General features: G+C 74.7%; 29 protein-coding genes and 1 tRNA gene. 10 read left to right on the top strand and 20 right to left on the bottom strand.

Annotated elements, in window-relative coordinates; translation table 11 throughout:
* Nucleotides 1-10: 10 nt before the first annotated feature.
* The 4 genes from IF45_RS0114175 to IF45_RS0114160 all read right to left on the bottom strand — a co-directional run bounded on the left by IF45_RS0114175 (nucleotide 11) and on the right by IF45_RS0114160 (nucleotide 2,757).
* A complete protein-coding gene (locus IF45_RS0114175) occupies nucleotides 11-613 on the bottom strand; it encodes a ClpP family protease (RefSeq protein WP_003952116.1) in 603 nt (200 codons plus the stop codon).
* Nucleotide 614: 1 nt separating this feature from the next.
* Complete coding sequence (locus tag IF45_RS0114170) at nucleotides 615-1,250, bottom strand: ATP-dependent Clp protease proteolytic subunit (RefSeq protein ID WP_008408790.1); 636 nt, start codon at nucleotides 1,248-1,250, stop codon at nucleotides 615-617.
* A gap of 138 nt (nucleotides 1,251-1,388) precedes the next feature.
* Nucleotides 1,389-2,027, bottom strand: a complete 639-nt coding sequence (locus tag IF45_RS0114165; RefSeq protein ID WP_008408788.1) for a hypothetical protein — start codon at nucleotides 2,025-2,027, stop codon at nucleotides 1,389-1,391.
* Nucleotides 2,028-2,082: 55 nt separating this feature from the next.
* The gene (locus IF45_RS0114160; protein ID WP_030307696.1) at nucleotides 2,083-2,757 is read right to left on the bottom strand and encodes a hypothetical protein; all 675 of its coding nucleotides are present in this window, start codon (nucleotides 2,755-2,757) and stop codon (nucleotides 2,083-2,085) included.
* A gap of 150 nt (nucleotides 2,758-2,907) precedes the next feature.
* Here IF45_RS0114160 and IF45_RS0114155 point away from each other — a divergent pair, with 150 nt between their 5' ends.
* Nucleotides 2,908-3,339, top strand: a complete 432-nt coding sequence (locus IF45_RS0114155) for an Hsp20/alpha crystallin family protein (protein WP_015506741.1) — start codon at nucleotides 2,908-2,910, stop codon at nucleotides 3,337-3,339.
* Between the two features lie 120 nt (nucleotides 3,340-3,459).
* Nucleotides 3,460-3,897 carry a DUF2267 domain-containing protein gene (locus tag IF45_RS0114150; RefSeq protein ID WP_015506742.1) on the top strand — a complete coding sequence of 146 codons (438 nt, stop codon included), beginning with the start codon at nucleotides 3,460-3,462 and terminating at the stop codon, nucleotides 3,895-3,897.
* Here the strand turns inward: IF45_RS0114150 and IF45_RS0114145 are convergent.
* The 4 genes from IF45_RS0114145 to IF45_RS0114130 all read right to left on the bottom strand — a co-directional run bounded on the left by IF45_RS0114145 (nucleotide 3,881) and on the right by IF45_RS0114130 (nucleotide 7,594).
* Nucleotides 3,881-4,624: a DUF8817 family protein gene (locus tag IF45_RS0114145; protein ID WP_037638023.1), complete on the bottom strand. Its 744-nt coding sequence runs from the start codon at nucleotides 4,622-4,624 to the stop codon at nucleotides 3,881-3,883. The genes IF45_RS0114150 and IF45_RS0114145 overlap by 17 nt on opposite strands.
* Before the next feature lie 150 nt (nucleotides 4,625-4,774).
* Nucleotides 4,775-5,578, bottom strand: a complete 804-nt coding sequence (locus IF45_RS0114140) for an ABC transporter ATP-binding protein (protein WP_030307692.1) — start codon at nucleotides 5,576-5,578, stop codon at nucleotides 4,775-4,777.
* Entirely contained in the window at nucleotides 5,565-6,581 is a 1,017-nt protein-coding gene (locus tag IF45_RS0114135; RefSeq protein WP_003952111.1) for a taurine ABC transporter substrate-binding protein, read from the bottom strand. The genes IF45_RS0114140 and IF45_RS0114135 overlap by 14 nt, the downstream gene beginning before the upstream one ends.
* A 140-nt stretch (nucleotides 6,582-6,721) precedes the next feature.
* Nucleotides 6,722-7,594, bottom strand: a complete 873-nt coding sequence (locus IF45_RS0114130) for an ABC transporter permease (RefSeq protein ID WP_030307690.1) — start codon at nucleotides 7,592-7,594, stop codon at nucleotides 6,722-6,724.
* 444 nt (nucleotides 7,595-8,038) lie between these two features.
* Here IF45_RS0114130 and IF45_RS0114125 point away from each other — a divergent pair, with 444 nt between their 5' ends.
* Both IF45_RS0114125 and IF45_RS0114120 read left to right on the top strand, forming a co-directional pair.
* Nucleotides 8,039-8,893 carry a hypothetical protein gene (locus IF45_RS0114125; protein WP_030307688.1) on the top strand — a complete coding sequence of 285 codons (855 nt, stop codon included), beginning with the start codon at nucleotides 8,039-8,041 and terminating at the stop codon, nucleotides 8,891-8,893.
* Nucleotides 8,890-10,323 carry a hypothetical protein gene (locus IF45_RS0114120; protein WP_030307686.1) on the top strand — a complete coding sequence of 478 codons (1,434 nt, stop codon included), beginning with the start codon at nucleotides 8,890-8,892 and terminating at the stop codon, nucleotides 10,321-10,323. Before IF45_RS0114125 ends, IF45_RS0114120 begins: the two co-directional genes overlap by 4 nt.
* 79 nt (nucleotides 10,324-10,402) lie before the next feature.
* On the opposite strand, the gene IF45_RS0114115 is transcribed toward IF45_RS0114120, so the two are convergent.
* Nucleotides 10,403-10,476: transfer RNA gene (locus tag IF45_RS0114115), tRNA-Pro, on the bottom strand.
* 136 nt (nucleotides 10,477-10,612) lie between these two features.
* On the opposite strand from IF45_RS0114115, the gene IF45_RS0114110 reads away from it, so the two are divergent.
* Both IF45_RS0114110 and IF45_RS0114105 read left to right on the top strand, forming a co-directional pair.
* Nucleotides 10,613-11,308 carry a thiamine pyrophosphate-binding protein gene (locus IF45_RS0114110; RefSeq protein WP_030307684.1) on the top strand — a complete coding sequence of 232 codons (696 nt, stop codon included), beginning with the start codon at nucleotides 10,613-10,615 and terminating at the stop codon, nucleotides 11,306-11,308.
* Between the two features lie 51 nt (nucleotides 11,309-11,359).
* Nucleotides 11,360-12,271, top strand: a complete 912-nt coding sequence (locus IF45_RS0114105; RefSeq protein WP_030307683.1) for a transketolase family protein — start codon at nucleotides 11,360-11,362, stop codon at nucleotides 12,269-12,271.
* Here IF45_RS0114105 and IF45_RS0114100 read toward each other — a convergent pair.
* The 3 genes from IF45_RS0114100 to IF45_RS0114090 all read right to left on the bottom strand — a co-directional run bounded on the left by IF45_RS0114100 (nucleotide 12,249) and on the right by IF45_RS0114090 (nucleotide 15,024).
* The gene (locus IF45_RS0114100) at nucleotides 12,249-13,565 is read right to left on the bottom strand and encodes an MFS transporter (protein WP_018468896.1); all 1,317 of its coding nucleotides are present in this window, start codon (nucleotides 13,563-13,565) and stop codon (nucleotides 12,249-12,251) included. The two genes, IF45_RS0114105 and IF45_RS0114100, sit on opposite strands and share 23 nt — an antisense overlap.
* 107 nt (nucleotides 13,566-13,672) lie before the next feature.
* Nucleotides 13,673-14,032: an MmcQ/YjbR family DNA-binding protein gene (locus IF45_RS0114095; protein ID WP_008408759.1), complete on the bottom strand. Its 360-nt coding sequence runs from the start codon at nucleotides 14,030-14,032 to the stop codon at nucleotides 13,673-13,675.
* A 44-nt stretch (nucleotides 14,033-14,076) separates the two neighbouring features.
* A complete protein-coding gene (locus IF45_RS0114090) occupies nucleotides 14,077-15,024 on the bottom strand; it encodes an alpha/beta fold hydrolase (protein ID WP_030307681.1) in 948 nt (315 codons plus the stop codon).
* 187 nt (nucleotides 15,025-15,211) lie between these two features.
* Here IF45_RS0114090 and IF45_RS0114085 point away from each other — a divergent pair, with 187 nt between their 5' ends.
* Nucleotides 15,212-15,736 carry a DinB family protein gene (locus IF45_RS0114085; RefSeq protein ID WP_030307678.1) on the top strand — a complete coding sequence of 175 codons (525 nt, stop codon included), beginning with the start codon at nucleotides 15,212-15,214 and terminating at the stop codon, nucleotides 15,734-15,736.
* A 9-nt stretch (nucleotides 15,737-15,745) separates the two neighbouring features.
* Here the strand turns inward: IF45_RS0114085 and IF45_RS0114080 are convergent, their stop codons facing one another.
* From IF45_RS0114080 to IF45_RS0114060, 5 genes are all read right to left on the bottom strand, one after another.
* The gene (locus IF45_RS0114080) at nucleotides 15,746-16,300 is read right to left on the bottom strand and encodes a GAF domain-containing protein (RefSeq protein ID WP_003952101.1); all 555 of its coding nucleotides are present in this window, start codon (nucleotides 16,298-16,300) and stop codon (nucleotides 15,746-15,748) included.
* On the bottom strand, nucleotides 16,297-16,890 hold the full coding sequence (locus tag IF45_RS0114075; RefSeq protein ID WP_003952100.1) for a GTP-binding protein: 594 nt from the start codon (nucleotides 16,888-16,890) through the stop codon (nucleotides 16,297-16,299). The genes IF45_RS0114080 and IF45_RS0114075 overlap by 4 nt, the downstream gene beginning before the upstream one ends.
* Entirely contained in the window at nucleotides 16,868-17,239 is a 372-nt protein-coding gene (locus IF45_RS0114070) for a DUF742 domain-containing protein (protein ID WP_003952099.1), read from the bottom strand. The genes IF45_RS0114075 and IF45_RS0114070 overlap by 23 nt, the downstream gene beginning before the upstream one ends.
* Before the next feature lie 2 nt (nucleotides 17,240-17,241).
* Nucleotides 17,242-17,676, bottom strand: a complete 435-nt coding sequence (locus IF45_RS0114065) for a roadblock/LC7 domain-containing protein (RefSeq protein WP_003952098.1) — start codon at nucleotides 17,674-17,676, stop codon at nucleotides 17,242-17,244.
* Nucleotides 17,677-17,758: 82 nt separating this feature from the next.
* Nucleotides 17,759-19,696 (bottom strand): sensor histidine kinase, encoded by a 1,938-nt coding sequence (locus IF45_RS0114060; protein WP_030307677.1) that lies wholly within the window; start codon nucleotides 19,694-19,696, stop codon nucleotides 17,759-17,761.
* A 418-nt stretch (nucleotides 19,697-20,114) separates the two neighbouring features.
* Between IF45_RS0114060 and IF45_RS0114055 the strand changes: the two genes are divergently transcribed.
* Complete coding sequence (locus IF45_RS0114055; protein ID WP_018468901.1) at nucleotides 20,115-20,708, top strand: dienelactone hydrolase family protein; 594 nt, start codon at nucleotides 20,115-20,117, stop codon at nucleotides 20,706-20,708.
* On the opposite strand, the gene IF45_RS0114050 is transcribed toward IF45_RS0114055, so the two are convergent.
* Nucleotides 20,695-21,051: a DUF4190 domain-containing protein gene (locus IF45_RS0114050; RefSeq protein ID WP_008414656.1), complete on the bottom strand. Its 357-nt coding sequence runs from the start codon at nucleotides 21,049-21,051 to the stop codon at nucleotides 20,695-20,697. The genes IF45_RS0114055 and IF45_RS0114050 overlap by 14 nt on opposite strands.
* 26 nt (nucleotides 21,052-21,077) lie before the next feature.
* Between IF45_RS0114050 and IF45_RS0114045 the strand changes: the two genes are divergently transcribed.
* On the top strand, nucleotides 21,078-21,464 hold the full coding sequence (locus IF45_RS0114045; RefSeq protein ID WP_030307675.1) for a hypothetical protein: 387 nt from the start codon (nucleotides 21,078-21,080) through the stop codon (nucleotides 21,462-21,464).
* Nucleotides 21,465-21,467: 3 nt separating this feature from the next.
* Here the strand turns inward: IF45_RS0114045 and IF45_RS0114040 are convergent, their stop codons facing one another.
* Nucleotides 21,468-22,697, bottom strand: coding sequence for an MBL fold metallo-hydrolase (locus IF45_RS0114040; protein WP_008414654.1), 1,230 nt, complete (start codon nucleotides 22,695-22,697; stop codon nucleotides 21,468-21,470).
* Nucleotides 22,698-22,844: 147 nt separating this feature from the next.
* On the bottom strand, nucleotides 22,845-23,633 hold the full coding sequence (locus IF45_RS0114035; RefSeq protein WP_030307672.1) for an SGNH/GDSL hydrolase family protein: 789 nt from the start codon (nucleotides 23,631-23,633) through the stop codon (nucleotides 22,845-22,847).
* Between the two features lie 289 nt (nucleotides 23,634-23,922).
* On the opposite strand from IF45_RS0114035, the gene IF45_RS0114030 reads away from it, so the two are divergent.
* Complete coding sequence (locus tag IF45_RS0114030) at nucleotides 23,923-24,738, top strand: tyrosine-protein phosphatase (protein ID WP_003952093.1); 816 nt, start codon at nucleotides 23,923-23,925, stop codon at nucleotides 24,736-24,738.
* Nucleotides 24,739-24,743 lie beyond the last annotated feature (5 nt).

Raw genomic sequence — 24,743 nt, 5'->3', positions numbered from 1 at the left:
GGCCCGCCTCTCAGCCCCGCGGACGCCTGCGGGTCAGCACCTCGTCCGCGAGGCCGTAGGCGACGGCCTCCTCGGCGGTGAAGACCTTGTCCCGGTCCATGTCCGACCGCAGCCGCTCCACGCTGTGCCCGGTGTGGCGGGAGAGGACCTCCTCGGTCTGGCTGCGGACCCGGGCTACCTCCTTGGCCTGCACCGTCAGGTCGGAGACGGTGCCCTGGCTGCCGCCGCTGGCCGGCTGCCCGAGCAGCACCCGCGCGTGCTCCAGGATCAGCCGCCGGCCCGGGTCGCCGCCCGCGAGCAGCACGGCGGCGGTGGAGGCGGCCTGGCCCACGCAGAAGGTCGACAGGGGCGCCGACACGAAGGTCATCGTGTCGTAGACCGCCATCAGCGAGGTGTACGAGCCGCCGGGCGAATTGATGTACAGCGCGATCTCCTGGTCGGGCGCGACCGACTCCAGGTGGAGGAGCTGGGCGATGACGACGTTGGCGACGCCGTCGTCGATCTCGGTGCCGAGGAAGATGATCCGCTCGGAGAGCAGACTGCTGTAGATGTCGAAGGCCCGCTCGCCGCGGGCGGTGCGCTCGACGACGGTCGGGATCGTGTACTGCGCCATGTCAGATCCCCGCCTTCCGCCGCGCGCCGGAGGGGCGGACGTCGTCCAGGGTGTGGACGACCCGGTCCACCATCCCGTACTCCTTGGCCTGTTCTGCGGTGAACCAGCGGTCGCGGTCGCTGTCCCGGCTGATCTCGGCCTCGCTGCGGCCGGTGTGCTCGGCCGTCAGCCGCTCGATGGCGCGCTTGGTGAACTCCAGGTTCTCGGCCTGGATGGCGATGTCGGCGGCGGATCCGCCGATGCCCGCCGAGGGCTGGTGCATCATGATGCGCGCGTTGGGCAGCGCGAACCGCTTGCCGGCCGTTCCCACCGTCAGCAGGAACTGGCCCATGCTGGCGGCGAACCCCATGGCGAGCGTCGACACGTCGTTGGGGATCAGCCGCATCGTGTCGTAGATGGCGAGCCCGGCGGTGACCGAGCCGCCGGGGCTGTTGATGTACAGGCTGATGTCGGTGCGCGGGTCCTCCGCCGACAGCAGGAGCAGCTGGGCGCAGACCCGGTTGGCGGAGGTCTCGTCGACCTGGGTGCCGAGCAGGACGATGCGCTGGGTGAGCAGTTGTCCGGCGAGCTGGTCGTCGTAGCGGGTGGGTGCGGTCTCCGCCTCAGCGGCCGACCAGGCGGGGTGCGAGGGCGCCATGTCCGTTCTCCTCAGGTCCGGTACGGGACGCCGACGCGCCCCGGTGACCTCACTCTGGCCGCCGCCGGACAGCCGGAACCGGTTCTCTGCCGGGAGCAGATTCGCCACGGGCAGAGCCCGCCCAGAAACGGGGCCTGATCACCCGTCTCCCGCACCTCTCCGGGGACGGGACCGGGCCGTCTCCACCGTGGTCGTCACCCGGACCAGGGCGGGCCGGCGCGGTGTGGAGCCGAACCCGAAGGCGACCGGCGGCTCCACGGGGGCGAGCGCCCCCAGCTCCCGGTCCCGCCAGGTCGCCCGCGCGGCGGTGATCCGCCGCAGGTCGTGCGCGCCGTACCACTCACGCCGTCCCCCGCCCGCACTCCCCCGGGTCCGTACGCCCGGCAGCAGCCGCGCCGGGCCGTCGAGCAGCGCCGCCCAGGCGGGGAGCCGGCCGAGCGGCGCGGGTACGGCGCGCAGCAGCAGGCCCAGCACGGTCCGGCGGCCGGTGGTGAACTCCAGCCGCAGCGGCCCGGCCGCCACCTGCCACCGGGGGCCGGCAGCCGTGACCCGGACCGCGACGACCGCCACCTCCTCGAACCGGTAGGTGGCGGCCACGTAGGCGGCCACCTCGGCGGTGGGCGCGAGCAGGGTGCGCCGCCCGCCGGCCTCCTCCACCATCACGTCGCTGAACGCGCCGAACGGCGACCGCTCCCAGTGCCCGAGCACCAGTCGCGTACCGGAGCCGGTCCCGACCCCGGCGATCCACCCCTCGAACCGCTGCCGCCGCTCTGTCACAGCCGCAGTCTGCGGTACGGGGGTCCGCCTCGCACGCGAGAGCGCCGGGCGCGGGTCAGGACCGCCCGGACGAGGCCGTGCCGTCGGGGCCGGACAGGGCATCGATCCGGCCGGCCAGTTCGGGGTGGGCGGAGCGGAGCGGGGGCGCGGCCTCGCGGAGGGGGCCGAGGAGGGCGGCCGGGTCGTCGTGGGCGAGGGCCTGGTCGAGGCGGGCGACGGGGAGGCGGGCGGCGGCGGGCAGGCCGGTGAGGCTGGTGATCTGGGCGGCCAGGCGGCGCAGGTCGGCGGCGTTGCGCCGGGCCCAGGCGGTGCGGTCGCGGTCGGCGGCGCGGCGTTCGCGGGTGGCCTGGACGCGCTGCTCGCCGGTGGTGCCCGAGGCGCCGGGGCGGTTGCGCAGGTAGCGGCGTTCGGCGGCCTGGCGGCTGGCGACGCCCAGGGGGTGGGCCAGCTCGGCCCAGCTGGCGCCCGCCTCGCGGGCCGTCTCGACGAGGCCGGGTTCCCAGACGGCGAGCTGCTCCCGCAGTTGGCGCAGCAGGAGCAGGCTGGCGAGGACGTCCTCGGCCCCCGCTCCCCCGCCGCCGCTCCCGGCTGTGCCGGACTCGGCGGCGTCGACGGCGTCCCGGATGACCTCCAGGGCGCCCGCGACGGCCAGGAAGGAGGCCGGGTCGGGGGTGAAGGGCGGGCCGGCCCGTCCGGTGGGGCCGGGGGTGGGGCGGTCGGCGGTGGTCATGGGGCCTCCTGTGCCGCGCGGCCGTGTCGCGCACTCCGGGTCGTCATCCGATGGACGACGGCTTGCTTGTCATCGTTCGGATGACATGTTACAACGGTGCCAAGCGAAGCGCATGGCATCAACTGCCTGGACTTCTGGAGGTGTTCACTCATGCTGATGCGCACTGACCCCTTCCGCGAGTTCGACCGGATCACCCGCGAGCTGACCGCCCCCGGCACCTGGAGCCGGCCGACGGCGATGCCGATGGACGCGTGCCGCGAGGGCGACACGTACGTGGTCTCCTTCGACCTGCCGGGCGTCGACCCGGAGGCGATCGAGATCGACATCGAGCGCAACATGCTCACCGTCAAGGCCGAACGGCGCCCGGCGGGCAACGCGGAGCACGTACGGATGGAGGTCGCCGAACGGCCTCTCGGTGTCTTCTCCCGGCAGCTCGTCCTCGCCGACACCCTCGACACCGAGCAGGTGCGGGCCGACTACGACGCGGGCGTGCTGACCCTGCGCATCCCGATCGCCGAGCGCGCCAAGCGCCGCCGGGTCAAGGTCGGCCAGGGCGAGTCCCACCGGCAGATCACCGGCTGAGCCGACCGCCCCCCCTGCCGCCCGGGCCCCGTGACGCCACGTGCGTCCGGGGCCCGGGCGGCGCACCCTCCCCGGCAGCCGAACCCCGGCTGCCCCCTCCGACACGAAAGGCGACCAGCAGTGCCCCACGGCCCCCACCAGACCGTCTTCCCCGCCCCGGCGCCCGAGTGGACTCAGTTCCTGGAGGCCGTCCGCTACCAGGGCGTCTACCCGACCCGGGAGCGGGCCGAGGAGGCCGCGCGCCTCGTGCTGGCCGGGCTGGGCCGCCAGCTCGGCGGGGAGGGGCGCGTCGCCCTGGCCGCGCGGCTGCCCGCCGAAGCGGCCCGCCTCCTCGTCCGCGAGATACCCGCCACCGCTCCCCTGACCGGGCAGGAACTGGTGGCGGAGCTGGCCGCGCGCAGCGGCGCCTCCCTCGCCACCACCCGCTGGGACACCGGCTCGGTCCTCACCGTCGTCGCCGACCTGGCGGGCCCCGACCTCCTGGACGACCTCCTCGACCAGCTTCCACCCGGCCACGCCCTGCTCTTCGGCCGGGCGGAACTCAGTCAGCCGGCCTGACCGGCACGGGCCGGGCGGAGAAGGGGGCCTCCAGGTCGCGAAGGGCGGTCAGGGTGCCGGCCGACGCCCGCCGCCCGGCCTCGTCGAGGGGGACCCCCTCGGCACGGGCGAGGAACTCCCGTACACCCGGGGCGTCTTCCGCACGCGCCGCGAGTTCGGCGCGGTAGGCCAGTGCCTCCACCAGTTCGGCGGGGCCGGCGGTGGCCTCGTGCCGGCGGAGGGCGTGGTCCAGCAGGCGGGCGGCCCGCTCGTGGTCGCCGCGCGAGTCGCCCATGACCACGGCGTTGTGCAGCGCCCCGGTGAGCCCGCCGGGCCCGGGCCCGGCCGGGGCGTCGTCCGCCCCCGCGGTGAACCTGATCCAGTTCCCGCCGGGGTCGATCACGGCGAACCCGGTCACGCCCTCGGCGTTCTTCCGCCGGCGCGGCCGGGTCATCCGGGGAATTCCGGAGACCAGCAGCTTGCCGTGGGCGGCCCGCATCCTGGCAGCGAAGGCGTCGAAGAGCTCCACGATGTCGGGCACCACCACGAGACAGCTCCCGTACAAGTCCTCCGGGCGGAAGCCGGGCATGCCGAAGAAGTGCAGGTGGAGATCGTCCCGCTCCATCACCACGTACGCGTTCGGGCGCTCCTGGCGGTAGGTGCGGGTGAAGCCCAGCATCGTGTAGAAGCCGGCGATCTCGTCGACCGACCGGCAGGGCAGCAACGGCACCGTTCTCTCACCACTCACGCGGTCCTCCTCACCGAGGGGCCAGGACAAGTAGTCAAACTTGTCCACTGGCCCGTCAGGCTACGCCACCGGTCCGTGCCCCGGCCACGGCCGGCGCCGTCACCGTGGACCGGCACGGCGGCCGGCCGGTCCACGGTGACGGGCGCGGGTTCAGGCCGCCGCCGCCTTCACCTCCTGGGTGACGCGGGCACGCAGCGCGGCGAAGTCGGCCGAAGCCCGCAGCTCCTCCGGGGTGGCGCCGGTGCGCGGCAGCGGGATGGGCAGGTCCAGGACGACCCGGCCCGGGCGCTTGCTGAGCACCACCACCCGGGAGCCGAGAAAGACGGCCTCGTCGGCGGAGTGGGTCACGAAGACGGCGGTGCGGCCGGTCTGGGCCGTGACGCGCCGTACGTCCTCCTGGAGGGATTCGCGGGTCAGGGCGTCCAGGGCGGCGAAGGGCTCGTCGAGGAGGAAGAGCGGGTTCTCGGCGGCGAGCGCGCGGGCGATGGCGACGCGCTGCTGCTGCCCGCCGGAGACTTCCCAGATCCGGCGCCTGCCGACACCCTGGAGCCCGACCCGCTCCAGCAGGGCGGCACGCCGCTCGGGCCACTCCTGCCTTGGGACGCCCGCGTACCGCAGGGCCACGTCGATGTTGCCCTCGACGGTGCGCCACGGGAAGAGGCGGGGCTGCTGGAAGACGACGCCCGCCCCCTGTCCGGGCCGGGGCGCGGCTCCCGAGACCTGGACGGTGCCGTGGGTGGGCCGCTCGAACCCGGCGATCAGCCGCAGCAGGGTGCTCTTGCCGCAGCCGGAGGCGCCGACGAGGACCAGGAACTCGCCCGGCGGCACGGTCAGGTCGAGCGGGCCGACGGCGGTCACCGCGTCCCCGCCCCGTCCGTAACGGTGGCTCACCCCGGTCAGCCGTACGCCGCCGGGGCGTTCGGTGGCGGGGCCGGAGAGGTCACTTGAGGCCATCGGGCAGCCCCTTCAGGTAGAGCGCGTCCCGCAGGGCCGCCGTGGAGGGGGCGGCGTCGATCTGCTTCTGCCCGGCGAGGAACTTCCCGGTGTCGGCGAGGTACGCGGCGAGCTTGCCGGGCTTGCCCTCGGTGCCGAGCCAGTCGGCCGAGGCGACCTCCTCGGGCGTGAGGAACACCCCTTGCGCGAGCTGGGCCTTGGCGTCGGCCAGGCTGATGCCGAGTTCGGCGGCGATGGACTTGGCCGAGCCCTCGGGGTCGGACTTGAGCAGGCGCAGCCCCTCGGCCTCGACCTTGCGCCAGGTCTCGATCGCCTCGGGATCGCGGGCTATGAGTTCCTCGGAGACCACGGCCAGATCCAGGGTGGGCCTGCCGCCCTCGCCGATCTCCTTGCTGCTCGTCAACTGGGTACCGGTCTCCCGCAGTTCGTCCAGGGTCGGGAGCCAGACGTAGGCGGCGTCGATGTCACCGCGCTCCCAGGCGGCGAGGATCGGCTGCGGCTGCAGGTCGAGGAGTTCGACGTCGGACGCCTTCAGTCCGGCCTCTTCCAGCGCGGCCAGCAGGCTGTAGTGCGAGGTGGAGGCGAAGGGCGTCGCGACCTTCTTCCCCTTGAGCCCGGCCACCGTCGTGATGCCGGTGCCCTTGCGCGCCACGAGTGCCTCGTTCTCCCCGGCCACGTCGAGGATGAAGGCGACCTTGTACGGGATCGGCGAGGAGCCCGAGACCCCGCGGGCGAACGGGCTGGAGCCGAGGGCGGCGATCTCCAGCGACTTGCCGATGAACGCCTGGTTGACCCCGGCGCCCGAGTCGAACTTGACCCAGCTGATGGTGTGGTCCGGCAGCGCCTTCTCCAGCAATCCCCGGTTCTTCACCAGGAGATCGCCGCTGGGAAAGGCGAAGTAGCCGATGCGGAGCCGCTTCTTCTGCCCCGCCGCCGCGTCCCCGGACGAGGAGCACCCGGCGACGGCGAGCGTGGCCGCCCCGCCGAGCACGGCGGCCAGCACGGCACGACGGGAGGGCCGGCGGGACGGCCCGGCAGGAGAGGCGCGGAAGACGGAAGGAGACATGGGAGACCGTTTCTGTACGGGAACGGGGACGGGGAAACGACGGGGAAACACGGGACGGAGTCCGGGGACAGGCGGGCTCAGGTGCGGCCGCGCCAGGGCACGACGGCGCGCTCCAGCCGGACCAGGAGGGCGTCGATGAGTAGGCCGGAGACGCCGATGGCGGCGATGCCGACCAGGACGATCGGGGTGTTGTTGTAGTTGGCGGCGTCCTTGACCATGCCGCCGATGCCGGGCAGGCCGTTGACGAGTTCGGCGGCGACCAGCGAGGAGTACGCCACGCCCACGGCCAGCCGGACGCCGGTGAAGGTCTCCGGAAGGGCGGAGGGCAGCACGACGTCCTTGACGACCTCCCAGCGGGAGGCGCCCAGCGCCCGGGCCGCCTCGACCAGGTGGCGGGGCGCGGCCGCGACGGCCGCCGTGGTGGCGACGGCGACGGGCGGGAAGGCGGCGACGGCGAGCAGCGTGATCTTCGGCTCCTCGTCGATGCCGAGCCAGACGATCAGGAGCGAGAAGTAGGCCAGCGGCGGCAGGGTGCGCAGGAAGGAGATCCACGGCTCGAAGAGCGAACGCACCCACCGGACCGTGCCCATGACGAGGCCGAGGAGGACACCCAGCACGATGCCCACGCCCGCGCCGAAGGCGATGCGGCGCAGGCTGATCCCGAGGTGTTCGGCCAGGTAGGTGCCGTTGTAGCCGCGTACGCCGTCCCGGGTGGTGGAGACGGCGAGGAAGGCGTCCCACACCTTGGCGGGCGGCGGCACCAGCGTCTCGCTCCAGGTGCCCGCGGCGGCCACCGCCTGCCACAGGGCGAGGAAGAGCAGGAGCGAGCCGAAGGGCAGCGCGAGCCGCCAGAGCGCGGACGGACGCCGCCTCCTGGCCGGTCCGGGCGCGGCAGCGGGTGCGGCGCCCGGTTCGGCCAGGAGTTCCGGCGCGGCGGGGGCTGGGGGCACGAGGGACCTCCGGGAAGCGAGGAACGACGTACGGGCCGTGCGGGGCGGCAGCCGTACGGGAAGAGGGACCGGCGCCCGGCGACGGGGCGGGCGGCGGGGGTGTCTCAGGGAGCCGTGCGCGGGGAGACCGCACGGGGCGTCACCGGCCGGTGCGGGACACCGGGAGCGGGGAGAGGGTGAAGCGGATCAACAACACGAAGCCGCGCGGAGGCACAGGTCGATGACCAGGCGGCGCACCAGGATTTCGTGGATCACGCGGCACTTTCTACACGAGGCGTTGGCACGACACCAGGAGTTGTCCGGGGAGTGGGACGCGTCGTCCGCCCGCTGGTCGGTCCGGCCCACGGGGAAATCCCTTCGGCCCTGCTGCGCGCACGTGCCAAGATGAAGCGTTTCAGCCTCAACTTCCCTGCACACAGCCCGAGATCGGATGGTGGCGAGCGCGTGCCCGAGACCCCGGAGACCGAGACCGCAGAGCCGGGCGACCCCGCGTCGCCCCCTGACGAGGACGCACCCGCCGCCGGTACGCCCCGGGACGCCGCGCCGCCCGCCCGGGGCCGGACGAGGACGATCGTCGCCGCCGCGCTGGGCATCGTCGTGAGCACCGCGCTGGCCGCGGCCGTCACCACCTACCTGGACGTGTGGAGCAGCAGCCGTTCACCGGTCCCCGCCGGCCAGGGTCTGCACGCCGAGTCCGAGGTCTGGTGGGACCTGACCCGGGACACCAAGGCGGTCCGGATACCCGGCACCGCGGACGTGGCCGAGCTGGAACAGGAGGCCATGGACGCCGGCACGGCCCTGGACGGCCTGGTCGAGGCGGACGGCACCTACGCGGGGATGATGCGCGTCCGGGTCACCCTGATGAACTTCACCAAGGTCCCCGTCTCCGTCACCGGGGTCCGCGCCCGCGTCACCGAAGAGGAGCCGGCGCCCGAGGGAGACCTGCTCTCCTGCGGCGGCGCCGAGGGCAGCACCGGCATCACCCGGCTCCGCATCGACCTCGGCGCCTCGGACACGGCCGCGCAGGAGTACGACGGCGAGAAGGCCGTCGGCCAGTACCCGTCCCAGGAGATGCAGCTCGCCAAGCAGGACGAGCCCGCCGTCTTCGACATCCGGGTGGAGGCCGGCGAGACGACCGCCTCCTACGTGCTCGACGTCGTCTACCAGCAGGGCACGGAGAAGGGCCGGGTCGTCGTGGACGACGGCGGCAAGCCCTTCGTCCTCGCCCCCGACGAGGGGGACATCGACAGCGCGTACCGGTGCGACGACTCGATGACCCACTGGGAGAAGCAGCCGTGAACGGCCGCCGCCCCTTCCTCGTGGCCTTCCTCCTGACCGCCGCCGTCTGGGCCGGGGTGGCGGTGCCGTGGGCCCTCACCGACCACGAGCCGGCGCCCGCCAAGCCGGGCCCCGGCGCCTCCGCCGGGCCGAACATCGCCGCCGAGGGCCGGAGCAGGGCGGCCGGGCGGCAGGCGCTGGGCCTGGCCTGGTCCTCCACCTGGTCCGCGACCGTCCCGGAGGGCACGGACGTACCGGACCGGGCGCTCGGCGCCGGGCGCTGCTCCGCGCTGTTCACCTGGGCCACCGGCCGGTCGGCCGTTCCCCGGGGCACGGCGACCGCCGCGTTCACGCTGACGGCGCCCGAGGACCGCGGCCTGGTGGTGCGCTCGCTGCGCGTCGTCAAGGGGCGCGCGCTGCCTCCGCCGAAAGGGACCGACGTGGAGTGCCTGGGCGCCGTGGACCCTGGTGTCCCCACCTCCATGGAGAGGTGGGGCCGGCTGAACCTGGACCGGCCGCGCGACCTCAAGGTCAGCCGGACGGCGGGGCCGGGCGCCACCGTCGGCGGCCTGATCGAGACCAGCACCACCGACTGCTCCTGCCAGTGGTGGATCGAGGCGGAGGTGTGGGAGGGCGCGAAGCGGCGGACCATCCGCATCGACGACGCCGGCGCCCCCTTCACCCTCGCGCCGCCGGTGGCGGGCATCGGCACACCGGCCCAGGGCGGCGCGCTGAAGTACGGGGCCACGGATGTCGCCCTGGCCCGCGAGGGCTCCGCCGCGGGCCGCCCCTCCCAGGCCCTGTCGGTGAGCGCCTCGCGGCTCCTCGCCGGGGACGGCCAGGAGATGTGGATGGTCGCGGACCGCGAGGTCCCCGAGGTGGACCGGCTCACCGCCAACCTGGACGTGCCCGGCGCCGTCTGCCGGCGGGCCGAGCGCCGCCTTGTCGCCGACGGCGCCCTCCCGGCGGGACGCGCCGCCTACGCCGTCAGCGTCACCGACCCGTCCGCCCGCGAGGACCTCGAACGGGTCGTGGACGTCTCCCTGAAGGTGCGGAAGACCGTCCGCGAGGGCCCCCCGCCCCAGGGATACGGCTGCTACCCGGCCCAGTGGGGCCTCCAGAACAACGACGGCCAGTCGGCGGGAAGCGTGCGCCTCTCCCGCGACACCCCGCACCTGCCCGTCCTCACCGGCGAGCCCGTACAGCTCCTCCGCGAGACCGACGACACGCCCGCCACCAGCACGCTCTTCTTCACAGTCGAGGCATGGGGCCCCGACGGGACCGAGTACCACTTCACCCTCGACGTCACGGTCGAGGACGCCTCCGGGAAGCGCACCCACCACACCGTCGACGACGCGGGCCGGCCCTTCGTCCTCGCCGCCCGCCCGGACGGCATGGCACCCCGGCACGAGAAGTACGCCTACTACGAGAACGGGCACAAGGTCGGCTGACCTCCCGGCCGATGGCCCCGGACACGGCGAAGGGCCGGTTCGGATCTCTCCGAACCGGCCCTTCCACGACTCTCGCGAGTCGGGACGACAGGATTTGAACCTGCGACCCCTTGACCCCCAGTCAAGTGCGCTACCAAGCTGCGCCACGTCCCGGTGCCCGCCTGACCTGGGGTTTCCCCCTGGCCGAACGCGCAGGAAAACCATACCTCACTTGAGTCGGTGGTCGCGCACTCCTTTCCGGGGGAGCCCTCCTTGACCTCAAGCCAACTTGAGGTCGCACGGTGATCACATGACGTCCACCACTGCGGGCACGGCCACGTCCTACGCCGACATCCCCCGCCTCATGAGCCTCCAGACCGGCGACGAGAAGCACTCCGCGGCGGCCACCTCCACCCTCGACCCGCTCTGGGTGCTGTACGACCGGGTGCTCCGCGTCACGCCGGAGACCGCCGAGGCCCCGGGGCGGGACCGGTTCCTGCTCTCCAAGGGCCACGGCCCGATGGCGTACTACGCGGTCCTCGCCGCACGCGGTTTCTTCCCCGAGGCGTGGCTGCCCGGCTTCGGCGGGTTCACCTCGCCGCTCGGCCACCATCCGGACCGGACGCTGGTGCCGGGGGTGGAGATCGGCAGCGGCTCGCTCGGGCACGGGCTGCCGATCGGCGTCGGGGTGGCCCTCGGGCTGCGGGCGCAGGGGCTGACGGAGCCTGCGGTCTGGGTGATGACGGGCGACGCCGAGCTGGACGAGGGCTCCAACGACGAGGCGATCACCTTCGCGGGGCTGACCGGGCTGGGGTCGCTGCACACCGTGGTGGTCGACAACGCCTCCGCCAGCCACGCCGCCCCCGGCCACCTCGCGGCCCGCTTCGCGGTGGCCGGCTGGTCGGCGGAGACCGTCGACGGCCACGACCACGAGGCGCTGTACCGGGCCTTCACCGCGCCCCACCCCGGCCGCCCGCACGTCGTGGTGGCCCGCGTGAGCCGCTGACCGGCCCCGGCACCACCCCTCCCCCGCACCACCTCCCGAAAGGACCTTCCCGTGGACTCCATGCGCGACCGCTTCGCGGACACCGTGCACCAGCTGATGGACGCCGACCCGCGCGTCGCCCTGGTCATCGCCGAGATCAGCCGGGACCGGCTCCAGGGCGCGATCACGGCCCACCCCGACCGCGTCGTCAACGTCGGCATCCGCGAACAGCTCCTCGTCTCCGCGGGCGCCGGACTCGCCCTGTCCGGGCTGCGCCCGGTGCTGCACACCTTCGCGTCGTTCCTGGTGGAGCGGCCCTTCGAGCAGGTCAAGCTCGACTTCGGCCACCAGGGCGTGGGCGGCGTGCTGGTCAGCTCCGGCGCCTCCTACGACATGCCCTCCGGCGGCTACACCCACATGTCCCCCGGCGACGTGGCCCTCCTCGACACCCTCCCCGGCTGGACGGTGCACGTCCCCGGCCACCCGGACGAGGCCGAGGCGCTGGTCCGCGCCGCCGTCGCCGCCGGGGACGACAAGGTGTACGTACGTCTCTCCGAGCGGACCAACGCCGAGGGGCGAGCCCTCGACGGCACCCGGTTCCGGCAGGTGCGAGAGGGCCGTTCCGGGGCGGCCGTGGTCGCGGTCGGGCCGGTGCTGGACACGGTCCTCGCGGCGACCGAGGGGCTCGACCTGACCGTGCTGTACGCGACGACCGTGCGGCCCTTCGACGCGGCGGGGCTGCGCCGGGCGGCCATCGACCCGGACCGGGGGACGGCCCAGGTGGTGCTGGTCGAGCCCTACCTGGCCGGGACCTCGGTGCGCGCCGCCGACGAGGCGCTCTCCGTGGTGCCGCACCGGCTGCTGGGGCTCGGCGTGGGCAAGGAGGAGCTGCGGCGCTACGGGCGGGCCGAGGAGCACGACGCCGCGCACGGCCTGGACGCGGCCTCGCTGCGCCGGGACATCAGCGCCTTCCTGGCGTCGTAGCGGGAGTGGAGCCGGGCGCGGGCACGGGGGAACCCGCGACGGGCCGGTCCTCGGCGCGCTCCAGGTTCCGGATGGCGGGGACGCCGAGCAGGAGCGCGCCGACGACCAGGGTCAGCAGGCCGCCGGAGACGAGGACCACGTCGGTGCCGAGGAGGCCCGCGGCGGGGCCGGCCAGGGCCTGGCCGACCGGCATCATGGCCAGCGAGCCGGCCACGTCGTAGGCGTGAATGCGGTTGAGCACCTCGGGGCGGACCTGGGTCTGGACGCTGGTGGCCCACATGACGCCCCAGAAGGACATGCCGGCGCCGGCCACGGCGGCGCCCGCGCACATGGCCGGCACCCCCAGCCCCGCCCCGACGGTGCCCGGGAAAAGGCCGAAGCCGAGGACGGCGAAGGCCCCGGCGCGCAGCATCCGGCGGGGCCGGGCGCGCAGCGCCAGCAGGCCGCCGACGACGGTGCCGGCGCCGAGGGCGGAGTTGACCAGGCCGTAGGCGCGCGGGCCGTGCTCCTGGACGACGTCGGCGGCGACCAGCGGGACGGCGGGGCCGGAGACCGCCAGCATGAACAGCCCCCAGATCGCGATGACCCCCCACAGCCAGGTGCGGGAGCGGAACTCGCGCCACCCCTCGACGAGGTCCCGGCGGAAGGCGGCGCCGCCCTTGCCGGGGGCGGTGCGGGGGGCGGCGGGCGGCAGGCGCAGCAGGACCAGGCAGAGGGCGCTGAGGCCGTAGGTGGCGGCGTGGGCGGCGAAGACGCCGCCGGGTGAGACGAAGGCGACGAGCATGCCGGCGGCGGCCGGGCCTGCCAGCGACATCACCGACTCGGCGACGCGGATGGCGCCGTTGGCGCCCTGCACGTCGCGGGCGAGGCGGGGCACGGTGCTGGCGACGCCGGGCTGGAAGAGGGCGGCCGCCGCGCCGTTGAGGGCGCCGATGACGCAGAGCTGCCACAGGACGACGTGGCCGGTGAAGAACATGACGGCGGCGAGCGTCTGGGTGACCAGCCGGACGGCGTCGGCGCCGATCATCAGCAGCCGGGTGCTGACCCGGTCGGCGACGACCCCGCCGAAGATCACCAGGCTCGCGAAGCAGGCGACCGAGGAGGCCATGGCGAGGCCGACGGCGCCCGCGCCGTACCCGTGCAGAAGGAGGCCGGCGGCGAGGGCGACGGGGAGCATGGTGTCGCCGAGCTTGGCGACCGCGCGGGCGGTGAAGAAGAGGCCGAAGTCTCGGGACCAGAAGCCCCGGCGGGGCCGCGGGTCCGGGCCGGCCTCCGCCTCGGTCGCTGCCGCCATGTCCTTCCGCCCTCCTCGCTGTCGGGCGGCGGCTCCGCCCGCCCCGCCCGGGCGGGATCATGCCACGGGCGGGAGCGGAGGGCGCGCCGTTTTCCGGCCGGGCCGGCTCAGCCGCCGCCCGGCGCGGCCAGGTCCGGGTGGGCCTCCAGAAGGCGGCCGGGCGCGGCCTGGCGCCAGGAGTCGGTGAGGATGTCGCGGAGTTCGGCGAGGTCGTCGACGGCGGCGAGGCGGACCCGGACCCAGGCCGAGGACGCCTCGTGGCCGGCGACCCAGAACTTCTCCGGTTCGGCGAGGACCAGTTCGCCGCGCTCCTCCTTGGGGCAGCGGACGGCGATGGAGGTCTCGTCCTCGGGCATGGTGGCGTACATCTTCCCCGCGACCCGGAAGGTCGGCATGGACCAGGCGATCTTCTCGGTGGTCTCGGGGAGGGAGAGGGCGATGGTGCGGGCGTCCTGGGCTTCGGCCATGGCGGGAGGGTAGGCGACGGCACCGACAGCGGGCGCGCCGCCGTTCAGAGCGCGTGCGCGTCGAGCCAGCGGGTCAGGTCGCCCTGGACCTCGTCGCGGTTGGTCTCGTTGAGGATCTCGTGCCGAGCGCCCTCGTACGCCGTGAAGGTGAGGTCCTCGACGCCCGCGCCGCGCAGGTCGGCGAGGAGGGCGTCGACCTGGGCCATCGACTGGTGGCAGGGGTCGTCGGAGCCGACCGCGACGTGCACGGGCAGGTCGGCGGGCATCCGGGCGAGGTTGGCGGGGTCGTTGACCTTCTGGGAGGCGCGGACCCAGTCGAGGCTGAACCCGGCGCTGAAGGGGAACCCGCACGCCTCGTCGGCGGCGTAGGCGTCGACCTCGGCCTCGTCGCGGGAGAGCCATTCGTAGCCGGTGCGGTGCGGGTAGGGCTCGTTGAAGGCGGCGAAGAGTTCCGGGACGAAGGAGGAGATGTGCCCGGGGCCGTGGGCCTCGATCTCCCGCTCCAGGCGGGCGGTGTCGCGTGCGGGGTCCGCCCCGGGCAGGGCGCGGAAGGTCCCGGTGAGCAGGAGTCCGGCGAGGTCGTCCGGGTACTCCTGGGCGTAGTCGCGGGCCAGCATGGAGCCCATGCTGTGGCCGAGCAGGAGGACGGGGGCGCCCGGGTACAGGGCCCTGAGCTGGTCGCCGACGGCCTTGAGGTCGGTGACGACCGAGCGCCAGCCGTCCTCGCCGGTGACGCCGAACCCGCCGGTGAGCGGCGCGGTCGCCCCGTGGCCCCGGTGGTCGGAGGCGACGACGCCGAAGCCGTGCGCGGTGAGGTGGCGGGCGAACCGGTCGTAGCGCTGGGCGTGTTCGGCGGCGCCGTGGGCGATCTGGACGAAGGCGCGGGGGCGTCCCACGGGCAGCCAGGTGTAGGTGGCGACGGCCACTCCGTCGTGGGCGCTGAGGACGCCCGGGCGGTGGGCGGTCGAGCCGGCTGCGGGCTGGCTGGTCATCGGGTGCGCTCCCCTGGGGTCGGTGTGGGGCGGTCGGCGCCCGGGGTGCTCCGGGCGCGCTCTGCCTGCCCCTCCCCGGTCACGGGCCCGCTCATGCCTCGGCTGCGCCGACGGCCTGACGGCGGCCGGGCAGGGGCGTGCGGAAAAGGAGTCGGCGGGAGCGGGCGCGCCGTGCCAGGATCGCCCGATGAGTACGTCGCGGACCGAGCTGCTGCGCTGGCAGGCCGACCTGACCTGGTCGCTCTTCACCTACCACCTGGACCGGCTGGAACCCGGCGACTTCCTCCGCGAACCGGCCGCCCTGTGCTGGACGGTGCACGAGGACACGGACGGCCGCTGGTGGCCGGACTGGGCGGAGAGCGAGCCCGACCCGGTGCCCGTCCCCACGATCGCCTGGCTGACCTGGCACATCGGCTGGTGGTGGACGACCGCCATCGCCGACGTGCGCGGCACCGAGCCACCGGGGCGGACGGAGATCGCCTGGCCGGGCGAGGGCGCGGCGGCCGTCGCCTGGCTGCGGGAACTGCGCGAGGAGTGGACGGCGGTCCTCGACGGCCTGGACGACGCGGCGCTGGACCGCCCCTCGGCGTACCCGTGGAACGCGGAGACGGGGCTGACCGTGGGGCACACGGCGGCCTGGGTGAACGCGGAGCTGATGAAGAACGCCGCCGAGATCGGGCAGCTCCGGCTCCGGTACGCCGCCGAGCGGTGAGGGCTGCGTTCAGGGGCCTCCCGGGTCGCGGCGCTGGAGCTGCTCGGTCAGCTCGGCCGCCATCGCCTTGATGGTGTCGAGCCCCGCGCGGCCCCAGGGGCGCGGCTGGGTGTCCACCACGCAGACGGTGCCGAGGGCGAGGCCGGTGCGGTCGATGAGCGGGGCGCCCAGGTAGGAGCGGATGCCGATCTCGTCGACCACCGGGTTCCCGGCGAAGCGCGGGAAGTCGCAGACGTCCTCCAGCACCAGCGCCTTGCGCCGCACCACCACGTACGGGCAGTAGCCGTGGTCGCGGGCCATGTGCCGGAAGGCGCTCGCGGGCGCGGCTCCCCCGGCGAGCGGCCCGGCCGGGGTGTGCAGCCCGGCGAAGAACTGCCCGCCGGTGCCTATGAAGTTGACCATGGCGTACGGGGCGCGGGTCAGGTCGGCGAGGCGGGTGGCGAAGGCGTCGAGCCCGGCGTCGGCGTGGTGGCCGAGGCCGAGCCTGCCCAGCCGCTCCTCGCGCGCCGGGGCCTCGGGGTCGGCGGGGGTCAGGAGGAGGTGGCCGAGCGGGTCGAAGGTCACAGGGGCGCTCCTTGGCTCTCGGCGGGGTGTCCGGCGAGGAGGTGGCGTACCAGGGTGAGCAGCGTCTGCACGGCCGAGCTGGAGATGCGGGCGTCGCAGCGGATGACGGGGACGTGGATGCCGAGGTCGAGGGCGGCGCGCACCTCCTCGGGGCCGTAGCGGTGGGCGCCGTCGAACTCGTTGACGGCGACGACGAAGCTCATCCCGCGCTGCTCGAAGAAGTCGACGGCGGCGAAGCAGTCCTCCAGCCGCCGGGTGTCGGCGAGGACGACGGCGCCGAGCGCGCCCTCGGACAGCTCGTCCCACATGAACCAGAAGCGCTCCTGGCCCGGCGTGCCGAAGAGGTACAGGACGTGGCGGCTGTCGAGGGTGATGCGGCCGAAGTCCATCGCCACCGTGGTGGTGGTCTTGTTCTCCACGCCCTCCAGGCTGTCCGTCTCGGCGCTGATGGTGGTGAGGAGCTCCTCGGTGCTGAGCGGGGCGATCTCGCTGACCGCGCCCACGAAGGTGGTCTTCCCGACCCCGAACCCGCCCGCGACCAGGATCTTGAGCGCGGTGGGAAAGGGGTCAGAGCCGTCGTCGTAGTCCATCGAGCACTGCCTCCAGCAGGGACCGGTCGGTGGGGTGGTGGAAGTAGTCGGGGGCCCGGGTGGTCAGGGCGCCGCAGTCGACCAGGTCGGAGAGGAGGACCTTGGTGACGACGGCGGGCAGCCGCAGCTGCCCGGCGACCTCGGCGACGGAGGTGGGCGCCTCGCAGAGCCCGAGGACGTCGCTGTGTTCGGGACCGAGGTAGCCGAGCGGCTGGGTGCCGGTGGACATCACCAGGGACATCAGGTCCAGCGCGGTCGTCGGTCGGGTCCGGCCGCCGCTGACGGTGTACGGGCGGACGAGGCGCCCGGCCGCGTCGTCCAGCCAGGGCCCGTCCTGCGGGAGGGCCATGGTCAGTTCCTCATCGCCGTGGGTTCGGGGGCCTGCCGGCGCGGCGGGGTCACCAGGTACGGCCGGACGCTCTTGACGAGCATCGTCATCTCGTAGCCGAGGACGGCGGCGTCGGCCTCGCGTCCGGCCAGCACGGTCAGGCAGGTGCCCGACCCGGCGGTGGAAACGAAGAGCAGGCTGCTGTCGAGTTCGACGACGACCTGGCGCACGTCGCCGCCCTCGCCGAAGCGCGCCCCGGCGCTGCGGCCGAGCGAGTAGAGCCCCGAGGCGAGGGCGGCGAGGTGGTCGGCGCTGTCCGGGTCGAGGCCGTGCAGGGACTTGACCAGACCGTCGGCGGAGAGCAGCACGGCACTGTGGGTGTGCGGGACCCGCTGGACCAGTCCGCTCAACAGCCAGTCGAGGTCGGAGGCATGGCCGGTCGGCGCATCGCTCGCCATGGTGGATCGACTCCTTGCATACATGGGGGAACCTGTGGGGCTACGGGAACGTGGGGACTGCGGTGGGCAGTGGGGCGTCGCCTCACCCGGACCGGTGGGCGGGGCCGCTGTCGGGCGCGGGGTGGGCGGGGCGCTCGTCCTGGGTCTCGGCGAGGCCGATCCCCCGCCGGAACGCGGCCATCAGCCCGGGGTCGTGGCTGACGTGGGGCAGTTCGCCGGTGCGGGCGACGGGTCCGTCGCGCAGTTGCGGGGCGAGGTGTTCCTGGGCGCGGCGGCGGGGCAGGCTGGGCCGCTCGGGCGGCTGGTCCTGGAGGGTGCTGCCGAGGACGAGGGGGGAGGCGGCGTTGGCCTCGACGGTGTCCCGGTGCTCGGGCCGGATGCCGGGGCGGGCCTCGGCGGGGGTCGGCCGCTGCTCCTGGGTGTCGCGGACCGGCAGGGTGCGCGGGCCGGGCACGGTGGCGCGCGGCTCGGGACCGGCCTCGGGCGGCGCCGCGTGCTGGCCCCGGGGGGCCGTCTGCCGCCGGGTGGTGCGGGTCGGCAGGGGCGGCGGGGTGCCGTCGGCGGGGGCGGGGCGCGGCGCCGGAGCCTCGTCCGGGGCGACCGGCACCGGGGGGTCGGGGACAAAGGACGGGGCGGCCGGCGCGGGCTCCTCGTCGACTACGGGCGGAACCGGGGCCGGGGCGGGCGGCCCGAGCGGCTGCTCGGCCACGGGTCCTGGCGGCGGTACGTCGGGCAGGGGCTGACCGGCCGCCGGGGCGCCGGTGAGGGCGGCCGGCGCCGCCGTGCCGGGGAGGGACTCGGGGGCGGGCTGGGCGTCGGGCACCGTGCCGAGCAGGGTGGCGGGGAGCACCAGGACGGCCTGGGTCCCGCCGTAGATGTTGGACTGGAGGCGGACCGCGATGCCGTGGCGCCGGGCGAGGGTGGCGACCACGTACAGGCCGATGCGGCCGTCCTGGAGGAGGCTGGCGACGTTGACCTGGTCGGGGTCGGCGAGCAGGGCGTTCATCCGGCGCTGCTCGTCGCCGGGCATGCCCAGGCCCCGGTCCTCGACCTCGACGGCGACCCCGGCGGCGACGCGGCTGGCGCGCAGCAGGACCTGGGTGTGGGGGGCGGAGAACACCGTGGCGTTCTCGACCAGTTCGGCGAGGAGGTGGATGGTGTCGGCGACGGCGTGGCCGCGTACGTCCCCGTCGATCGGGGGCACCAGCTTGACCCGCGAGTACTGCTCGACCTCGGCGATGGCGGAGCGCAGCACCTCGGTCATGGAGACCGGCCTGCTCCACTGGCGGCGGGACATCGCGCCGCCGAGGACGGCGAGGTTCTCGGCGTGGCGGCGGATGCGGGTGGAGAGGTGGTCGACGTGGAAGAGGCCCTTGAGCAGGTCGGGGTCCTCGACCTGGTTCTCCAGTTCGTCCAGGAGCTGGATCTCGCGGTGGACGAGGGACTGCAGGCGCCGGGCGAGGTTGACGAAGACCTCGACCTTCTGTTCGCTGCCGGCCTGGCTGGAGAGCTGGGCGGCCTGGACCACGGCGTGGACGGCCATCCGGTGGGCGCGGTGGAGTTCCTCGCCGAGCAGGTCGAAGCCGTCGCCGCGCGGGGCGAGGGGCGGCTGCTGGGCGGTGGGCTGCTCGCCCCGGCGGAGGGCGTCGAGGACATCGCGCAGTTCGGCCTGGTTGCGGGCGCTGGTGCGGCGGAGTTGCGCGGCGCGGTCCAGGATGTTCCGCGCGGTGCGGTCGGCGGCGACGGCGGCGACGGCGATCCCGGTGAGGGCCACGGCGGCGGCGCCGGCGAGGATCGCCCAGAGCAGCGGGGAGGCGGTTCCGCCGCCGTCGGCGGAACGCAGCGCGAAGAGCACCGCGGCGGCGCCGCCGAGGGAGACCGCGACGGCCGGCAGGACCGCGATCCGCAGCAGCTGAGGCCGTATGTGCGCCTCGGGGAGCTGCTGGGCGGCCTTGCCGTGCCGGCCGCCGCCCTCACGGCGGTCCGCCCGGTTGGCGGCCGGTGCGCGTAGTTGTGACATCGACGTCCTCGGAAGAAACCCCCCGGTCCGGCGTGGGGCGGGGGTGCGGTAGCGGGGCTCCTGGTGGGGCGCGGCCCGGAAGCGCGCGATGCGTGGCGGGCATGCGACGCCGGTCCGCGAGGGCAACGGGGAGACCCTGGCGTGGGCTCCGCGCGACCTGACGAGCACACACGGTAGTCATCAAAGCATCCCGTGCGGTGGGCAGTTGACCACTTGGACCGGCAGCACCCCACCCTCGGACGACAGCTCGCACACCAGCCCGAAATCCGAAAGGGGACAAGGGTTCGAAGGTCGATGGAGGCCAGCCGGCGAGGCGGCGCGCGAGGCCGTACGACGGACACGGTCACCCCTTGGGGGTTACCCTCCGCACATGCGTCCGACGGGGGCGCCGGATGAGCGAGAGGCAAGGGCCGCGGGCATGGCAGAGGTCGTCCTGTTCCACCACGCGCAGGGGCTGACTCCCGGCGTCGTCGCGTTCGCCGACGGTCTCCGGGCGGCAGGTCACACGGTCCACACCCCGGACCTCTTCGAAGGGCGCCTCTTCGGCTCGCTGGAGGAGGGCGGCGCCCACGTCGAGGGCATCGGCTTCGGCGAGATCACCGAGCGCGGCGTGCGCGCGGCCGGGCAGCTGCCCGGTGACGTCTTCTACGCCGGCTTCTCCCTCGGCGTGCTCCCCGCCCAGAAGCTCGCGCAGACCCGGCCGGACGCGCGGGGCGCGTTCCTGGTCGACGCCTGCATCCCCGTCACGGAGTTCGGCACCGCCTGGCCGCAGGGCGTACCGGTGCAGGTCCACGGGCTGGAGGCCGATCCGTTCTTCGCCGAGGACCGCGACGCCGCCGACCGGCTCGTCGCGGAGTCGGCCGACGCGGAGCTGTTCCTGTACCCCGGGGACCGGCACCTCTTCGCGGACTCGTCCCTGCCTGCCCACGACCCGGAGGCCGCCGCTCTGCTGAACGAGCGGGCGCTCGCCTTCCTCGCCGCGCACGGCGAGAGCGGCCTCAGGAGTCGATGAGTACGGCCAGTCCGCCGATCACGCCGACCACGGCCGCGAGCGCCAGCACGGCCACCAGGACGCAGATCCAGCCGCCGACGATCCCGGCGAGGGCGAGCCAGCGACCGCGCAGGCCAAGGCGTTTGGCGCGGAAGCGGGCGACGTGGCCCGCGACGATCGCGGTGACCCCGCAAAGGAGGATCACGGCCGTCCACGTGAGCGTCAGCGGGAGGAAGAGCGCGGCGGGCACGTAGCCGCCGCCTCCGACGAACGCCGCGAGGACGACGGCGTAGGCACTGACCCGGGCGGCACGGTTGTCCCGTGCCGCCGTCGCGGAGCCCGGAGCTGACTGGGTGACGGACATGGCGGGGACCTTAGCAAGAGGCCCAGGTGCCAGGCCTGGCGCGTCCTGCCGGGGAGAGGTCAGCCGCAGCCGCGCAGCACCCGCGCCGCCTGGGCGGCGCGGGCGTCGAGGAGGCGTTCGGCAAGGGGCGAGCCGGGCTCCGCGCCGGGGCCGGCGGTCCGCTCGGGCTCAAGGGCGTCCTTGACGCGGTGACCGGCAGCGTGAGCGTGGACGAGGCGATGAGCGACGCGGAGCTGCGCCGCCTGCTGTGGCGGGGCACCCGGGAACTGCGCCCCGCCGACATCGCCTACCGCGCGGCCCCGCTCAAGGGCACCGGTACGGTCGCCGGGCAGTCCGTGGTCCACCTCGACCTGCCCCGGCTCGCCGTACCGGCCCGGGCCCTGCGCGAGGACCGGGCCAGCCTGCCGCGGTGAGGCTCAGCGCTCGGGGGCCGCCAGGTCCAGCGCGTCGAGCTGCTCCCCGGCCGGCGGCCAGGCGGCCCAGCCCTCCCCGGGGGTCGTCGCCGCGACCGCGCGCCACCAGGGGTCGGCGGCGGGCGCGTGCGCCGGGATCACCGGCTCGCCGGGGAGCGGGGTGATGACCTGCTGGCCCGCGCGGTGGGCGGCGAGCAGGGTGCGCTCGGCCGGTTCCTCCCAGGGGTGCAGGGCCAGGTTGAAGGTGCCCCAGTGGATCGGGAGCAGGACGCCGTGCGGCGCGCCGCCCTGGATGTCGAGGTGGGCGCGCAGCCCCTCGTCGGGCGTCATGTGGATGTCGGGCCAGGGGCCCGGGTCGCGGGTCGCCCCGCCCCGGCTGTGCGGCAGGAACTCGCTGTACGCGCCGATCTGGATCATCGTCGCGTCGAAGGGACCGTGCTCGGCGCCGATGTCCCGGAAGCCGGGGAAGTAGCCGGTGTCGCCGCTGTGGAAGACCCGGTGGTCGCTGCCCCGGACCGACCAGGAGGCCCAGAGCGTGTGCTGCTGGTTGCGCAGGCCCCGCCCGCAGAAGTGGCGGGCCGGGGTGGCGGTCAGGGTGACCCCGGCGACCTGGGTGGCCTCGCGCCAGTCCAGCTCGCGCAGCCGCCCGGCGGGGACGCCCCACCGTTCCAGGTGGGCGCCGACCCCCAGCGGGACCACGAAGACGGTGCCGGTGCGGACCAGGGCCCGGATGGTCGGCATGTCCAGGTGGTCGTAGTGGTCGTGGGAGATGACCACGGCGTCGACCGCCTCCAGGGCGCGCAGCGGCACCGGCGCCGGGTGGAGGCGGCGCGGCCCGGCGAAGCCGAACGGGGAGCACCGCTCACCCCAGACGGGGTCGAAGAGCAGGCGCGCCCCGTCGATCTCGACGAGGACGCTGGAGTGGCCCATCCAGGTGAGCCGCAGCCCCTCGTCGGGCCGCCGGGCGAGGTCGGCCACGGTGGTGGGGTGGAGCGGGATCGGGGCCGCCGGGGCACGCCGGGCCCGGCCCTCCTTGCTCAGGTAGGCGCGGACCAGGTCGCGCGGGGTCGCGGCGGAGGGGGTGGCCGGGACGCCGTCGGGGTTGCGGAACGAGCCGTCCGCGAAGTTCGGCGAGCTGAGGATGCGCCGCCGGCGCTCTCCCGCGGGATCACCGCCGAACGAGGCCGGCCGCAGGGCGCGGACCAGGGGGTTCGGCGTACGGATTCCGGTCACGGTGCCTCCAGAGCAGCGGTCAGGTGTTCCATTGTCGGGCAGGAACCGCCGCCCGGGCGATCCGGCCCGGGCGGTGCTCCGCCCCACTGGCCTCTGCCCCGGAAGGCGGCCGGCATGGCCGGTGGGGCCGCCCGTGTCCGCCCCGGCTCAGAGCGGCAGCAGGTCGGGCCGCTTGGCGCTGACGTGGTCGCCGGAGGAGACGCCCCGCAGCCGGCGGCCGATCCAGGGCACCAGGTACTCGCGGGCCCACTGGATGTCGTCGCGGCGGCCGTCGAGCGGGGTGCGCGGCGGCAGGGTCGGCCACTCCTCGTCGGGGTCGGCGGGCACCTCGACCCCGAGGATCTGCCCGGCGCGCAGCGCGACCCGGGTGTGGCCCTCGGCCGACAGGTGCAGCCGGTCGGCGTCCCAGGCCCGCCGGTCCTGCACGGAGCGCAGCGACCAGAGGTCGAGGACGGGGCAGCCGTACCGGTCGGCGATGGCGCGCACGTGACCGTTGTAGGTGGCGACCTTGCCGCGCAGGTGCTTGAGGACCGGCACCCCGCGGGTGTCGAAGCCGGTGGTCAGCACGACCGTGCCGACGTCCGAGGTGAGGGCGGTGACCGCCTTCTCGAACCGCTCGGCGAGGTCGTCGGGGTCGGTGCCGGGGCGGATCACGTCGTTGCCGCCGGCGCAGAAGGTCACCAGGTCGGGCGAGAGCTCCCGGGCCCTCGGCACCTGGTCGGCGACGATCTGGTCGAGCAGCTTGCCGCGCACCGCGAGGTTGGCGTACCGGAAGGCGTGTTCGGGCTGCCGGTCGGCGAGCAGGACGGCCAGGCGGTCCGCCCAGCCCACGAAGGCCCCGTCGGGTCCAGGGTCCCCCACCCCTTCGGTGAAGCTGTCGCCGACTGCCGCGTACGAGGTGAAATCTGGCGCTGGGGAAGTCGTCTCTGCTGTCACGGGCACATCATTCACCTCGTGAAGTGAGTTACGCCACCGTAGGAAGGGGTTGACGCGGGTGACAAACACCACCGGTCAAGGTTCCCCCAAAGGCGGAATAGGTGCGCAGGCCACCCATCGGGCTCGTGGCCGCTCCCGGCGGCCTCCTCCCGTGCGCCCCGCGGTGCCGCCCGGCGCCCCTCGCGTGCGCGTTCCCGCACGTCCACGGCGTTCCCGGGTGCGAACACCTGTCGTATCGTCGAGGCGCGCCCGCCCGCACCCGAGCGGCGGCCGACCGGGAGGAGCCCACGTGACGCAGCAGTCCCCGTCGACGAGGTCGGAGTCGATGCCGGAGCCGGAGCTGACCGGGGTGCGGAACTTCCGTGACGTCGGTGGTCTGCCGACGGCCGACGGACGCCGCGTGCGTGCCGGGCAGCTCTTCCGCAGCGGCCACCTCGCCCACGCCACCGAGGCCGACACGGGTTTCCTCAGCGGACTCGGCCTGCACACCGTCTTCGACTTCCGCAACAGCGCGGACCGGGCCCTGGACGGGCTCGACGTCGAGCTGCCCGGGGTGCGCAACGTCAACATCCCGCTGAGCGACCCGGCCGACGGCGCGGGCTTCTGGAAGATGGTCCGCGAGGGCGACCTGCCCCAGCTCCGCTCGCTGCTCGGCGACGGCAAGGCGGCGCTGCGGATGACCACCTCGTACCGCGAGATGATCACCGGGCGCACCACCGAGCACAGCCGGGTGCTGCGCTCGCTCGCCGAGGAGAGCGTCCCGGCGCTCATGCACTGCGCGGCCGGCAAGGACCGGGCGGGGCTCTCGGTGGCGGTCACGCTGCTCGCGCTCGGCGTGGACCGCGAGGCGATCGAGGCGGACTACCTGGAGTCCAACGCGCAGCACCGCCGCTACCGGATACGCCGGGCCTCCGACTCCCCCGACGCGCTCTCGCCCGAGGTCATGGAGCTGCTCAGCCCGCTCTTCGAGGCCCGCGCCGAGTACCTCGCGGCGGCCTTCGAGACCATCGACGCCACCTGGGGCGGCACCGAGCGGTACCTGACCGACGGGCTGCGGCTCACCCCCGAGCTCCGCGACCGGCTGCACGGCCGCCTGCTGGACTGAGCCCG

The organism is Streptomyces albidoflavus (assembly GCF_000719955.1).
Classification (GTDB): Bacteria; Actinomycetota; Actinomycetes; order Streptomycetales; family Streptomycetaceae; genus Streptomyces; species Streptomyces albidoflavus.
The sequence above is the reverse complement of the archived record's forward strand: the minus strand, read 5'-3'. Positions and strand labels throughout refer to the sequence as shown.

Bases quoted from the DNA above. Each gene is read 5' to 3' on its own strand.
- IF45_RS0114060 (WP_030307677.1), bottom strand. From the start codon at position 19,696: ATGTCACAACTACGCGCACCGGCCGCCAACCGGGCGGACCGCCGTGAG.
- IF45_RS0114055 (WP_018468901.1), top strand. From the start codon at position 20,115: ATGGCAGAGGTCGTCCTGTTCCACCACGCGCAGGGGCTGACTCCCGGC.
- IF45_RS0114075 (WP_003952100.1), bottom strand. From the start codon at position 16,890: ATGGACTACGACGACGGCTCTGACCCCTTTCCCACCGCGCTCAAGATC.
- IF45_RS0114100 (WP_018468896.1), bottom strand. From the start codon at position 13,565: ATGGCGGCAGCGACCGAGGCGGAGGCCGGCCCGGACCCGCGGCCCCGC.
- IF45_RS0114070 (WP_003952099.1), bottom strand. From the start codon at position 17,239: ATGGCCCTCCCGCAGGACGGGCCCTGGCTGGACGACGCGGCCGGGCGC.
- IF45_RS0114110 (WP_030307684.1), top strand. From the start codon at position 10,613: ATGACGTCCACCACTGCGGGCACGGCCACGTCCTACGCCGACATCCCC.
- IF45_RS0114090 (WP_030307681.1), bottom strand. From the start codon at position 15,024: ATGACCAGCCAGCCCGCAGCCGGCTCGACCGCCCACCGCCCGGGCGTC.
- IF45_RS0114085 (WP_030307678.1), top strand. From the start codon at position 15,212: ATGAGTACGTCGCGGACCGAGCTGCTGCGCTGGCAGGCCGACCTGACC.
- IF45_RS0114065 (WP_003952098.1), bottom strand. From the start codon at position 17,676: ATGGCGAGCGATGCGCCGACCGGCCATGCCTCCGACCTCGACTGGCTG.
- IF45_RS0114095 (WP_008408759.1), bottom strand. From the start codon at position 14,032: ATGGCCGAAGCCCAGGACGCCCGCACCATCGCCCTCTCCCTCCCCGAG.
- IF45_RS0114140 (WP_030307692.1), bottom strand. From the start codon at position 5,578: ATGGCCTCAAGTGACCTCTCCGGCCCCGCCACCGAACGCCCCGGCGGC.
- IF45_RS0114170 (WP_008408790.1), bottom strand. From the start codon at position 1,250: ATGGCGCCCTCGCACCCCGCCTGGTCGGCCGCTGAGGCGGAGACCGCA.
- IF45_RS0114050 (WP_008414656.1), bottom strand. From the start codon at position 21,051: ATGTCCGTCACCCAGTCAGCTCCGGGCTCCGCGACGGCGGCACGGGAC.
- IF45_RS0114155 (WP_015506741.1), top strand. From the start codon at position 2,908: ATGCTGATGCGCACTGACCCCTTCCGCGAGTTCGACCGGATCACCCGC.
- IF45_RS0114175 (WP_003952116.1), bottom strand. From the start codon at position 613: ATGGCGCAGTACACGATCCCGACCGTCGTCGAGCGCACCGCCCGCGGC.
- IF45_RS0114160 (WP_030307696.1), bottom strand. From the start codon at position 2,757: ATGACCACCGCCGACCGCCCCACCCCCGGCCCCACCGGACGGGCCGGC.